This window comes from Paraburkholderia elongata (assembly GCF_013177735.1).
In the GTDB taxonomy this organism is placed as follows: Bacteria; Pseudomonadota; Gammaproteobacteria; order Burkholderiales; family Burkholderiaceae; genus Paraburkholderia; species Paraburkholderia elongata.
Map to the genome: position 1 here is coordinate 53,882 of NZ_WOEZ01000201.1, position 12,664 is coordinate 66,545.

At 60.6% G+C, this 12,664-nt stretch carries 12 protein-coding genes and 1 pseudogene; 3 read left to right on the plus strand and 10 right to left on the minus strand.

Annotated elements, in window-relative coordinates; genetic code table 11:
- The first annotated feature begins 235 nt into the window (after positions 1-235).
- Together GNZ13_RS36295 and GNZ13_RS36300 are read left to right on the plus strand one after the other, a co-directional pair.
- Positions 236-1,414 (plus strand): DUF4382 domain-containing protein, encoded by a 1,179-nt coding sequence (locus tag GNZ13_RS36295; RefSeq protein WP_172173736.1) that lies wholly within the window; start codon positions 236-238, stop codon positions 1,412-1,414.
- Positions 1,415-1,464: 50 nt separating this feature from the next.
- Positions 1,465-1,632 carry a hypothetical protein gene (locus GNZ13_RS36300; RefSeq protein ID WP_172173739.1) on the plus strand — a complete coding sequence of 56 codons (168 nt, stop codon included), beginning with the start codon at positions 1,465-1,467 and terminating at the stop codon, positions 1,630-1,632.
- Between the two features lie 52 nt (positions 1,633-1,684).
- Here GNZ13_RS36300 and GNZ13_RS36305 read toward each other — a convergent pair whose 3' ends face one another.
- From GNZ13_RS36305 to GNZ13_RS36335, 7 genes and pseudogenes are all read right to left on the minus strand, one after another.
- Positions 1,685-2,098 carry a hypothetical protein gene (locus tag GNZ13_RS36305; protein ID WP_172173742.1) on the minus strand — a complete coding sequence of 138 codons (414 nt, stop codon included), beginning with the start codon at positions 2,096-2,098 and terminating at the stop codon, positions 1,685-1,687.
- Between the two features lie 170 nt (positions 2,099-2,268).
- Positions 2,269-2,993: pseudogene (locus tag GNZ13_RS36310) on the minus strand (LrgB family protein).
- Positions 2,990-3,430: a CidA/LrgA family protein gene (locus GNZ13_RS36315; protein WP_172173745.1), complete on the minus strand. Its 441-nt coding sequence runs from the start codon at positions 3,428-3,430 to the stop codon at positions 2,990-2,992. Before GNZ13_RS36315 ends, GNZ13_RS36310 begins: the two are co-directional and overlap by 4 nt.
- Before the next feature lie 149 nt (positions 3,431-3,579).
- Complete coding sequence (locus GNZ13_RS36320; protein ID WP_172173748.1) at positions 3,580-3,843, minus strand: DUF4148 domain-containing protein; 264 nt, start codon at positions 3,841-3,843, stop codon at positions 3,580-3,582.
- Between the two features lie 434 nt (positions 3,844-4,277).
- Positions 4,278-4,943: a response regulator gene (locus tag GNZ13_RS36325; RefSeq protein WP_172173751.1), complete on the minus strand. Its 666-nt coding sequence runs from the start codon at positions 4,941-4,943 to the stop codon at positions 4,278-4,280.
- Positions 4,924-6,594, minus strand: coding sequence for an MASE1 domain-containing protein (locus GNZ13_RS36330; protein WP_172173754.1), 1,671 nt, complete (start codon positions 6,592-6,594; stop codon positions 4,924-4,926). The genes GNZ13_RS36325 and GNZ13_RS36330 overlap by 20 nt, the downstream gene beginning before the upstream one ends.
- 440 nt (positions 6,595-7,034) lie before the next feature.
- Positions 7,035-8,279: an NADH:flavin oxidoreductase/NADH oxidase family protein gene (locus GNZ13_RS36335; RefSeq protein ID WP_172173757.1), complete on the minus strand. Its 1,245-nt coding sequence runs from the start codon at positions 8,277-8,279 to the stop codon at positions 7,035-7,037.
- A 68-nt stretch (positions 8,280-8,347) separates the two neighbouring features.
- Here GNZ13_RS36335 and GNZ13_RS36340 point away from each other — a divergent pair, with 68 nt between their 5' ends.
- The gene (locus GNZ13_RS36340) at positions 8,348-8,821 is read left to right on the plus strand and encodes a MerR family transcriptional regulator (protein WP_172173760.1); all 474 of its coding nucleotides are present in this window, start codon (positions 8,348-8,350) and stop codon (positions 8,819-8,821) included.
- A gap of 3 nt (positions 8,822-8,824) precedes the next feature.
- Here the strand turns inward: GNZ13_RS36340 and GNZ13_RS36345 are convergent, their stop codons facing one another.
- The 3 genes from GNZ13_RS36345 to GNZ13_RS36355 all read right to left on the minus strand — a co-directional run.
- Entirely contained in the window at positions 8,825-9,493 is a 669-nt protein-coding gene (locus tag GNZ13_RS36345; RefSeq protein ID WP_172173763.1) for a trimeric intracellular cation channel family protein, read from the minus strand.
- Positions 9,486-10,454: a lipoyl synthase gene (gene lipA, locus GNZ13_RS36350; protein WP_172173767.1), complete on the minus strand. Its 969-nt coding sequence runs from the start codon at positions 10,452-10,454 to the stop codon at positions 9,486-9,488. The genes GNZ13_RS36345 and lipA overlap by 8 nt, the downstream gene beginning before the upstream one ends.
- 16 nt (positions 10,455-10,470) lie before the next feature.
- The coding region (locus GNZ13_RS36355) for an NADP-dependent malic enzyme (RefSeq protein WP_172173770.1) at positions 10,471-12,664 on the minus strand (2,194 nt) is incomplete at its 5' end.

Consider the following 12,664-nt stretch of genomic DNA (forward strand, 5'->3'; position numbering starts at 1 on the left):
ACCCTAGACCAATTCCAACAGATTAATAATTGCGCCGGCTATCAGTCGCCTAGCTAAAGCCGGTAACTCGCCGCTCCAGAAATCCATACCGCATCACATGCAAACTGGCGGCCAGAGTTTCTCCCGGCATGACAGAAAATGTTAAATATTCAAGTTACTGATCGTTGCAATTTACTCGGTCTGCTTACAGGGCGTTTCCGTATCCTTCAGCACAGAACAATTAAGGAGGATTCCCATGAATATGATACTCAAAACCCTGACGTGCGTGCTGGCATTTCCACTCGCGCTTGCCGGATGTGGAGGCGGAGGTGGCGATGGCGGCAGCACTGGCACGGGCACGCTCCATGTCCAGATGACAGACTCCCCGTCATGCGGTTTCGACCATGTATATGTGACGGTCAGCAAGGTTCGTGTCAATACGAACGCGCAGGCCGGTGACACTGACGGTGGTTGGACTGACGTCGCATTGTCGAGCCCGCAGAAGATCGATCTGCTGTCGCTGACCAACGGCGTGCTGGCTGACCTGGGACAAACCGCATTGCCCGTCGGCCAGTATCAGCAGGTTCGCCTGGTGCTTGCGCAGAATCAGGGCAATACGCTGGCAAATTCGATTGTTCCGACCGGCGGCAGCGAGCAGCCGCTCGACACGCCAAGCGCCACGCAAAGCGGCTACAAGATCATCCGGCCGTTCACGGTTCAACCCAACACGCTGGTCGATCTCGTACTCGATTTCAACGCGTGCAAATCGATCGTCCAGAAAGGGAACGGCTCGTACAGTCTGAAGCCGGTCGTGACCGCGACGCCCACGGTCGTGAGCGGCACGATCTCCGGCTACGTCGCGCCGGCCGAAGCGGGGGCTGCCGTTTATGCTGAGCAGAACGGTCACGTCATCAAGGGCACCGTTGCCGACAGCAACGGACAGTTCGTGCTGACGCCGCTCGAGCAGAGTTCAACCAACGGCAACTATGATGTCGTTATCGTGCAGAATAATGTTGCAACAGGTATCGTGCGCTCAGTGCCAGTCGTTGTGAATACATCGACAGTCGTGGCCACGGTGTCGGCACCGATCGCGCTGCCGGCTTCCGTGATGCATGTCGCAACCGGGACAGTTCTGCCTGTCAGTGCGCAGGCCATCGTACGGGCACTGCAATCGATCAGCGGCCTTAACTACGAAATCACTAGCGCGAACGCCAATCTGGATACCGGCAACTACGCGCTGAACCTACCCGCGGCTGCGCCACTGACCGGCACCTACGCGGGAAGCCAGCCGGTGGCGCTGGCCCCGGCCCCGGCCCCGGCCGCAAGTGCCGCTGGACAGTACACCGCAGAAGCCGATAACGTGAGCGGGGCGACCCAGTCGTCCGCAGTCAATGTATCGACCACCGATCAGGCCAACGTCAACTTCAGTTTCTAACGATCACCACGCGATGAAGGAAGGGCGCAAGCCCTTCCTCGGAGAACCTCATGAAAAAAATCTTCTGTCTCCTGACGGCGGGTGCCGCACTGTTGGGCGGTTGTGCGCTGTATGTGCCTGATTCGCCGGGCGTGGTGGTCGTGCCGCAAGGCGGGCCCCAAGGTGGTCCGGGCAACGGCTTCTGTCCGCCGGGACAGGCGAAAAAGGGGAATTGCTGACGAGAAGAAAGTTGGAACACAGAGGGCGCCCGCAGGCGCCCTCTGTGTTCTATCAAGTCGAATGGCTGATTGCGATGTGCTGGCTGTGGTGGAGCTTCGCGCTCACCCGCGCATGCGAGTGTGAACGCTCGTGATCTGTTTGAGCCGCATGAAGACTCTTACGGCTCGTTTGCGCGTCGGCACGGTCTGCCTGCGTGTCCGATCGATCCGCCGCGCGGGCAAGGCCGGCATCGCGGTCGGCCGAACTAAAGCCGTTGGTATTGCTGACTCCTTTGCTGCTCATGTGGCCGGCGGACATGCCGCCCGCGTTGCCGCCTAGACCACCGTGCCCGGCCCCCCCGCTGCCTCCCGCTCCGCCGCTTCCACCATTTCCACCATTTCCGCCTCCATTGCCACCGGCTGCCGCAAAGGCTGACACGGACGCAAGCGCCACGAGGCTGGCGGCAATCCATTGCACTGTTTTCATATTCGCTTTCCCAAAGTCCACCTGAATGCTTCGATTGTACGAACGGCGCGCGCCGGTAACCCCGAACAGTTGTAATCAACTGTAAGTGGCGTGCTCTCGTAGCTGCGGATCAGGTCTCGATTCTCAGGCCGATTGCGACAACCAGGCAGATTGTCTTCAAACCAGATGTGTCAGAAAAAACCGCTCAGGATTGGATAAACAATTGGCAGGATAAAGGACGTCAGAATGCCGTTCAAGCCCATCCCGAGGCCAGCAAATGCGCCGGCTTCTTCACTCATCTGCAACGCACGAGCCGTGCCGATTCCATGGGACGCGACACCCAGTGCGAAGCCACCCAGATCATGTCTCGACACGTGAATCAACCTCAAAAGGCCGCTGCCAATCACCGCGCCTGTGATGCCGGTCATGATCACAATGACGGCCGTCAGCGACGGCAACCCGCCGATTTTCTCGGAAAGACGGATAGCAATTCCTGCCGTAACTCTCTTAGGAGCAATAGTGGCAATTATTTGACCCGTGGCTCCCAGGATCCTTGGGATCAAAACGGCCGATGAGATGCCCGTCGCACACCCCGCCACAAGTGCGCCAGCAAGCTGCGGGGCTAGCCGGCGCATTGTCGGTGTATCGGTATAGCGAGCGCGACGATTGCCGGTCCGAGCAAAAATTGAATGGGCTGGGCGCTTTGCATGTAGGTGACATACGACGTGTTCGATTCACGCAAGGCAAGTATCAAAAGCGCTATTGCAATTAACACGGGATTCGCGAGCGCATTTTTTCCTAGCGAACCGTGGACGACCTGCGCGATTGCGTACGCGAGGAACGTGAGGGTCAGCCAAAGAAGCGGTGTTGTTCCGAGAAATCCCCACGCGGACGCGATGTTCTGATGAACGTTCACGGTGTATCAACCTTAGCAATGTCGACAGCCGCAGGCGCTGTCTTTTCGTCGGCATGGAGCGGCGATGCAAACGGTGTTTTCAGCGGTGCAGCGCTCGGGCGCCATAAAGCGCACAAGCCTTGGCCGACAAGCGCGGTAACGGCGATTGTTAGCGCCGTACACACAACAACGGACACGGCTATCGGGAGCAGGTCATGAGCCACGCGGCCGGCAAAGACCATGATGCCCACACCTGGTGGAACGAACAAAAGAGGCAAGAACTTGAGTAAGGCCAGAGCGTCGCTTTCAATGGCGGATGAAAAGCCCGGGCTAAGGCTCAGGGAGGCTAACAACAGGACCATCCCTATCACTGCCCCAGGAATCGGCAGGTTCGCTGCGTACGCGATTAACTCCCCAAGGCACTGATAGGCGAGGAGCACAGTGAAGGTCTTGATCATCGGGTAACCTTCGATTCGGACGCGCACACGTTGAGCCACCCGCGAAGCACGACAAAGTTGGTGAAAGCCGTCATGCCAGAACTCGTTCACTAGCCGACAATAATCATCATTGCGGTGAGCAATCGGGCTCCGGCATCCCGTGCATCTGCTCACTGCCCGCCGTAGAGCGAGTTCAAGCGATCCATCGTGCCGTCCTGCTGGGCACGCTGCAATTCCTGCTTGACCTCGGCGCGAGTCTTGCCATGGAAGGCACTGCTATCGCTACTGCCCACCGACGTACCGCCGACTGCGTCCGACGTCATAGCTGCGTTGCTATCGGAGGCCGTCCTGGATGTGTCGGTGGTGTCACCCGCATAGGCGAGCGTGGTGCACAACGTCAATGCGGCAATAGGGATCAAAGTCAGAGTTTTCATCATATTCTCCAGCATGGTGCATGACATGCCCGACGCTAATCGAATCATGCAGTTGGCGCCGGGATTTCGTGCCGCTTCGAAAGGTATCAAAGGTCCTTGCGAGGACTCGGCACGCTCTTGCAATACCAGGGCAAAATTCGCTTTATTCTCGAGTTATCTGCTTTTTTGTATCGCGACCGCCCCGGAATAGGACCCGGGCATCCAGCCAGGATCTATTTTCATCACCTGCAACTTACTCACTTGGTATCGATGGAAGTTCTGCTGGTTGTTCCATTTGGAACGATATTGGAATTATTTTTCTGAGCTGCAAGCAGAACGGCGGCGGCACGCCGGCAGGTACCACCGCACTGTATGCGCTGACCGCACGCGCATGAATAAGGCACCTTTCCTAAACGAGGCTAGGGGATTGCCTTATTCAGTGTCCGGGCTCCGCTTTATTGGCTCTCGATCCACTGAATGGCGAAGCGCACCAGCTCGTTGCCGTGACGGATATTCAGCTTTTCCTTGATGTTGGCCCGGTGTGCCTCGATGGTCTTGACGCTCCGATTCAGTTTCCCGGCGATTTCGCGGGTACTGAAGCCGAGTCCGATCAGGTGCAGGACCTCGAATTCCCGTCCCGAAAGGCTCGCAATTGGGCCCGCCGGCATTTTTTTGGGACCCGCAAGGGATCGCGCCAGCTTTTCATGCATGGCAGCGCTCAAATAAATATTGCCTGCCAGCACTTCGCGGATGGCACTCACGACATGCTCTGTGGCCTCGAGTTTCATCAGATACCCGTTTGCCCCGGCCCGTAATGCGCGTTCGGCAAACAGGCTTTCGTCATGCATGCTGAGGACGAGGGTTGCCAGATTTGGGTAGCGGTGGCGGAGAGTCTTGACAAGATCCAGGCCGGAGTCCGATTGCAGACTGATGTCCACAATGGCCATGTCGGGCTGGCAGGCCATCGCCGCCAGGGCTTCTTCGGCGCTGCCGGCCGCACAGCAGACGTGCAGATCCTCTTGCAGATTCAGCAGGTGCGTCATCCCCTCCCGGATGATGGGGTGGTCATCCACGATCAGGATTTGAGTCGTGTGGCTTGGGCTAGACGCGTTCCCGTGCATGGTCCGGGCGCTCCGGTATCGGATAGCGGATGGCGACCGTGGTGCCACCCAATGCATTGCGGGCCACCGTGCAAGAGCCGCCCAGAAGGCTCGCCCGGTGACGCAGGCTTTGGAGTCCCAGTCCTGAGGCACGCTCCATTTGTTCCGGGCCGACGCCCACCCCGTCGTCACTGATTGAAAGCGTCTGCAAACCGCCTACGCGCCCCAAGTCGATCCAGATGTGGCGGCCTTCGCTATATTTCAGCGCATTGTTGACTGCTTCCTGTGCCGCACGATACAGATTGATCTGAGTAGGCGCATCCAGTAAGTCCACATCTGGCTTGATCCGGAGCGTGCAGTCTATGCCATTGAGCGTGCGAGCCGTTTCCGCCAGCCCATGCAGTGCGGCCGCAAGGCCACCATATTCAATGGCGACCGGGTCCAGGCCATGGGCGATCCTGCGAGTCATCAAGGACGCCTGCTTCACCAATCCGACGATGGTAGCGGAGTCTGCGGCGGCTGGGTGGCCCTGCGTCTGCAGTTTCTGATTCAAGGCGGCGCAGTACAGGCCCAGGCTAGTCAGGTGTTGCCCAAGTCCGTCATGCAGTTCCTGGCCGAAGAGTCTCTGCTGCTGGTCGCCGATCTGGATCAGTTCTCCTTCCAGCAGAAGACGCTGCGCCGCTTGCTCCTTTAGTTCATTGTTTGTCTTCTCCAGGTCCTCGGTTCGCTCCTGGACGCGCCGTTCCAACTCGACGTAGGATGCCTGCAGCAGGTTATGGACGCGCTGCTCCTGAGCACGTGCCGCCACCAGCAGCAGTCCGGTTACCGCCACGACGTTCGCGAAGGTGCACCACCTCACGAGGCTGTCCACCGGAGATTCGGCGGCGAAGGGGCCCGTGCCGTGGGTGGTACCCCAGATGGCCACGACTGAGACCATCAAGGTCGCAAGACTGGTGCCCAGGTGATCGAAGCGGAGAGCCGCCCAGATAATGAACGGAAAGATCCCCAAGGCTGCCGGGTAGTAGCCGTGACCGGCAAGTTCGGCGGCACCGAAGATGAGGTAACTTACCCAGACGGTCGCAATGGTCAGTCCGCACGCCTCCACGGCCCGCTTCGCCGAGCGGATGGGGTTCGGATACGCGAGCAGGCTGAGCAGGGGTGGAGCCACCACCAGCACACCCATCATGTCGCCGAGCCACCATTTCAGAAGGGCTGCGCCGTACTCGGCGACCGGCATCAAGCCCCCTCCGAATACGGCGGTCGCACCAATCAGCGCACTCACTGCCGTGCTGAGCACCGCAGCGAAGACGATGAGGGCTAACACGTCCTTGATGCGGTCGAGGGTGATCTGGAATCGGGCTACGCGCTTCAACAACATTGCTGCCGTCAAGGCTGCAACTGTCGCGCCGACGCTAATCACCGCGGCCACCGGCAAGGGCACGCCCACCGACACGTTGGCCAGGAAGGAGCCAATGACGATTCCGGGGGCAACTTCGAAGCCCAGAGCGAGCAGCGCAACAAGGGCGATGCCGCTGGAAGGCCACACCAGAGACACTGCGCCGCCCACTATCGCATAAGCGAGTCCAACTTTTGCGCCTGTGTAGTACGCCAGTGCCACAAGCCCGATGCGCAGAAAGAGCCTAAACCTGGAATTGCCTCGAATGATGACCATTGTTCGCTTCGCACCCTCTACGCGAGCGATGTGTCCCACGCGTCCCGGCACAGCCCGCAAGCAGCAATCCTGATGAACCTATCAATATGACGAATTTGATGCCGGGATTACGCAGATCACACTCTTCATATCAAAACGACCAAAAGCACTATGATCCCACGTCAGAATTCTTCTGCGCGCCATCGCACATACGAAGGATCATCATGGCAGCACGGGGTGAGTTCGTTCAGGCTGATTCATACGACGAATAGCGTAAGAGGCTCTGTATGCAGTGTAGCAACCTGAGAGAACCAATTGAGAGTCCGGAAAGCGCGGACACTGCCGAATCAGCGTGCTGACCGTGAGGCTATCGAGGTTTGCTAGCGCAATGGGGCCGAAGAAACTGCTTCGTATTCCTCTTCGATAGACTGATCAACAACGCAGGCATCGGTCAGCGGGGCCTAGCGTTGGATACGCAGTGCGTCGTTCCACTGACGGTAACGCCGCGTCAATTTGCGAGTCCGGATCTGGTCGATCACGAGACTGTAGACCGGCGAGTACCAGCGCCGCGGTTGCCCGCCTGCGGCGATCGCGCGCAAACGACGCTTGACGAGCGCCATCGTCGCGAGTCCTGCGGCTGCCTTGTCCTGCCAACGAACCTGGACGATCGATGCGTCTACGGCCTGGCCGTCGCGCCAGCGATTCGGCAGGTCCGGTACGGACGCCAGCGCGCTCGCCATCCCGGCGACGTCGACACCTTCGTGCAGTACCGCTTCCGCGATCGAGCGCCGGCGAATGCCGCCCGTCGTCATCACCGGCATCGCCGCGATGGCGGCAACGTCGCGAGCGAACGTGAGGAAATACGCTTCGCGGGCCAGCGTGCGGCCGTCCGCGGTGCGGCCTTGCATCGCCGGGCTCTCGTAACTTCCGCCGGACAGTTCGACGAGGTCGACGGCCTCGCCGTTGAGCCACAGCACGATTTGCCGGGCTTCGTCCTCGGAGAATCCGCCCCGCTGGAAGTCGGCGGAATTGAGTTTGACCGCGACGCTGAATCCGGACCGAACCCGCGCGCGTACCGCACGCACGACGGACAGCAGAAGTCTGGCCCGGTTTTCTAGCGAGCCGCCCCATTCGTCGTTGCGTCGATTGGTCAGCGGCGACAGGAACTGCGAAATCAGGTAGCCGTGTGCCGCGTGAATCTGCACCCCGTCGAATCCGGCCATTTCGGCAGCCGCGGCCGTGTCGGCGAAGCGCTCGATAACCTCGTAAATTTCGGCTGTTGTCATCGCGCGTGGCTCGGCGAACAATTTGCTGTGCCGCCCGAGGTCGAGCGGAACGGCAGACGGTGCCCACGCGTCTTGACCCATTGCTGCAAGGACCTGGCGGCCGGGATGATTGATCTGCATCCATATCCGGGCGCCATGCTGGCGAGCGACTGACGCCCACTGTTTGAACGGCTCGAGTGGCGTGTTCCGTTCGAGCACGACGCCGCCGGGACCGGTCAGTGCTCTTGCGTCGATCATCACGTTGCCGGTGATCAGCAGTCCCGCACCGCCGGCACCCCAGGCGGCATAGAGACGCCACAGTGCGGCGCCGGGCAATTGACCCGCGTCGGCGAGATTTTCCTCCATCGCGGCTTTCGCGATGCGGTTGGACAGGGCGTTGCCGTTGGGCAGTGTCAGCGGAGTGAAAAGAGAGGTCGTCATTGGATAACGTGTTCGGCGTGAGCAATGCACCTATACTAAGTTTCAAGTCCACTTCAAGGTCAAGCGCGATGAAAATCGGGGAACTGGCGGCGCGTACCGGCATGACGACGTCCGCGATCCGTTTTTACGAACAGAGTGGGCTGCTGCCCCATGCAGGCCGTGGCCCGAATGGCTACCGGATCTACGACGACGCAGCAGCGGAACGGTTGCGGCAAATCCAACTGGCGCAGCGGCTCGGATTCTCGCTGGAAGAGATGCGCGCCACGGCCGAGGAAATGAAAGGCTTCGCGAAGGAAGGGCTGCTCGAGCGGATCGACCAACGCTTGCGCGAGATCGACGAGCTTCGCGCGAAGCTGGACGGACAGCGCGCGGAACTGCATCAGATACGCGACGCGCTTCAGGCCGAATGGGCGGCGGGGCGGTGCTTCAAGATCGATCAATTTGAATCGTCGACGCCTGCTGCCGCGAAGCACCGCCGCACTGGGCGAAAGATTGCGCCGCATGAATTTGACGGACATAAGGCGCCGAAAGGCAGCGTTTGAGATTCAGCGCGCCTTTTCGGTGGATTTTGAACGCCGGATGCGCGGCGTCAAATCGATTGGTGTGGGAGCATTCCAGCCGTATTTCAGTGCTGCCATGCGTATCGAGAAGCCGACCACGATGGTAATCAACGCGGCCGGCGCGGTGGCGAGGTGCAGGCTAACCACCAGCACCACATAGAGCGCGCTTGCGATGCCCGCAGCGATCGCGTAAATCGGCCCGGGAAGCACGAGTTGAGGCCTGTCGCCTGCGAGGATATCGCGCAGCACCCAACCGCCAATCGCGTTAATGAGGCCGATCAGAATCGCCCCTAGCGGACCGAGTCCTGCATGAATGCCTTTAGTGGCGCCCAAAACCGCGAAGAACCCGATCGAGAGCGCATCGAACACGACGAGCAATGGATGCACCCATCGGATCATCGTCGAAAAGAAGAACCCTACGGTTGCGCACACTAGTACTGCAAGCAGGAAGCTGACATCGGTGAGGATCACTGAGGGTCCGTTCTGCAGCAGGACATCGCGCATCAGGCTGCCACTGACGCCCGTGCTGAAGGCAAGGCACAGCACACCGCTCAGGCCAAACCGGCGCTCAACGGCGAATAGTGCTCCGCTGAGTGCGCCGACCGCAGTCGCACTCACGCTGACAATTGAAGGCCCACTGGCAAGATCAATCATCGCTTCGGGGCGCGGTTGCGACGCCAGCCTTGTGGGCCTGGCGATCGGCGTGGTAACTGGATCGGACCAGGGGGCCGCACGCAGCGTGAAGAAACCCCAGTTCACGCGCAGTGGTTTCGAACTCGCCGAACGTCTCGGGCGTGACATAGCGAAGGACGGGCAGGTTACCTTCACGCGGCTGCAGATACTGCCCGATTGTCAGCATGTCGACGTGATGGCGGCGGAGCTCGCGCATGACTTCGACGACCTCATCGTCCGTCTCGCCCAATCCGAGCATGAGTCCCGACTTGGTGGGCACATCGGGGCAGCGCTGCCTGAACTGCTCGAGCAATTTGAGTGAGTGGGCATAGTCGGCACCCGGCCGGGCCTGACGATACAAACGTGGAACAGTCTCCAGATTGTGGTTCAGCACGTCGGGCGGCGTACCCTGGAGAATGTCGAGTGCGACGTCCAGTCGTCCACGGAAGTCGGGAACCAGGACTTCGATGGTGGTGCCGGGAGAATGTTTGCGGATGGCGCGGATGCATTGCGCGAAATGCTGCGCGCCTCCGTCGCGCAGGTCGTCCCTGTCCACGCTGGTCACGACCACGTACTTGAGCCCCAACGCGACAATCGTCTGCGCAAGATGCAGCGGCTCCTGCTCATCCGGAGGCTTGGGCTTGCCGTGAGCCACGTCGCAGAACGGACAGCGCCGCGTGCACAGGTCGCCCAGGATCATGAAGGTCGCCGTGCCCTTGCTGAAACATTCTCCGATGTTGGGGCAAGAGGCTTCTTCGCAGACCGTATGTTGTCCGTGTTCCCGCAGGACGCGCTTGACGTCGCGGAACGTTTCGCTGCTCGACAACCGGACATGGATCCAGTCGGGTTTCGTGAGCGCAGCGGGCGGTGCCGTTTGATCCTGAATCGGCCATACGCGCCGTGTTTTGTCAACGCCGCGCTGGCGTTCGGGGATGGAAGTCATCGTATTTCCTCAAATGTCAAAGCCAGAAGGCGAGCGGGGCATCGGCGGATCGCCCGGTTTGCGAGCGCTCCGAAGCTGCATCGACCACCGCGACGGCAGTCATGTTGACGATGCGCTGCACGGTCGAAGACGGCGTCATGATATGAACCGGTTTCGCCGCGCCCAGCAGGATGGCGCCGACAGTAATGCCGCCGCCGGCAGCCATCCGCAGCAGGTTGTGCGCGATGTTCGCTGCATCGACGTTGGGCATGATGAGCAGATTCGCTTCCTCCACGAGGCGCGATTCGAGACAGACGTCGTCGAGAATGGCCTTGGACAGCGCAGCGTCGCCACGCATTTCGCCGTCGACGGCAAGCGTGGGAGCCCGTTCCTGAACAAGCGCCAGCGCCTCCCGCATCTTCTGCGCCGACGGCGCGTTCGAACTGCCGAAACTCGAATGGGACAGCAGCGCGACGCTCGGCGTGATGCCGAAACGCCGCACGGCTTCAGCGGCGAGCAGCGTCATCTCCGCGATCTGTTCCACGGACGGGTCGAGGTTGACGTGCGTGTCGCAGATAAACAGCTGGCGCTCCGGCAGGATCAGCATCTGCAGCGCGGCGAACGTGCTGACGCCGGGGCGCATGCCGATCACATCGTTCACGTACTTGAGGTGGTCGGCATAGGTGCCATAAGTGCCGCACAGCATGGCGTCGGCTTCGCCGCGCCGCACCAGCATGGTGCCGATCAGCGTCGTACGGTTGCGCATCTCGTCTTTCGCGAGGGCACGCGTCACGCCCTTTCTTGTGACCAGGGCGTAGTACTCATTCCACGTCTCCTGATAACGCGGATCGTCGAGCACGTTCACGCACTCGCAGTTCTCGCCGAGCTTGAGGCGCAGTCCGAAGCTCTCGATGCGCTCGGCAATGACGTTCATACGGCCGACCAGCACCGGATGCGCAATCCCTTCATCGACGACAATCTGGGCGGCGCGCAGGACCCGCTCTTCCTCGCCCTCGGCATAGACCACCCGTCGTGGGGTCTTTTTTGCCGCGGCGAATACCGGTTCCATGCTGCTTCCGGATTGATAGACGAAACGCCGCAGCTTGAGACGGTAGGCCTCGAGGTCGGCGATCGGCTGCGTCGCGACGCCGCTGTCCATCGCCGCCTTGGCGACCGCCGGCGCAATCTTTTCGATTAGCCGCGGATCGAAGGGCTTCGGAATCAGGTATTCCGGACCGAAGCGCAGACCCTGAGCGCCATAAGCGCTGGCAACCACATCGGGGATTTCGGCATGCGTGAGATCCGCGAGCGCACGCACCGTGGCGAGCTTCATCTCCTCGTTGATCGTGGTCGCGCCCACATCGAGCGCGCCGCGGAAGATAAACGGGAAACACAGCACGTTGTTGACCTGGTTCGGGTAATCCGAGCGCCCCGTGCCTATGATGGCGTCCGGCCGGACGGCCTTGGCCTCTTCGGGCATGATCTCCGGCGTGGGATTGGCCATGGCCAGGATGATAGGGTCGCGAGCCATCTGCTTGACCATGTCAGGCTTAAGTACGCCGCCCGCCGAAAGGCCCAGGAAGATGTCAGCGTCAGCCATGCTGTCAGCGAGCGTACGCAGATGAGTCTCTCTCGCGTAGCGCGCCTTGCTCTGATCCATCGATTCCTTGCGTCCGGCATAGACGACCCCCTTGCTGTCGATGACCAGAATGTTTTCCCGGCGCACTCCCAGACTGACCAGCAGATCGAGGCAGGCGAGGGCGGCGGCTCCCGCGCCGGAGCACACCAGCCTGGCGTTGCCGATCTCCTTGTTGACGCATTTGAGGCCGTTCAGGACGGCTGCGGCCGCCACGATCGCCGTGCCGTGCTGGTCGTCATGGAACACCGGGATCTTCATGCGCTCGCGCAGCTTTTGCTCGATATAAAAGCACTCGGGCGCCTTGATATCTTCGAGATTGATGCCGCCGAACGTCGGCGCCAGGCTGGCAATGATCTTGACCAGTTCGTCAGGGTCCTGCTCGTCGATCTCGATGTCGAACACGTCGATGCCGGCGAACTTCTTGAAGAGGCACCCCTTGCCCTCCATCACCGGTTTGCTGGCCAGCGGGCCGATATTGCCTAGCCCGAGCACGGCGGTGCCGTTGGTCACGACGGCGACGAGGTTGCCGCGCGCTGTGAGGTTGTAGACCTCGGTGGGATTGTCGGCGATCGCCGTGCATGCCTCGGCCACG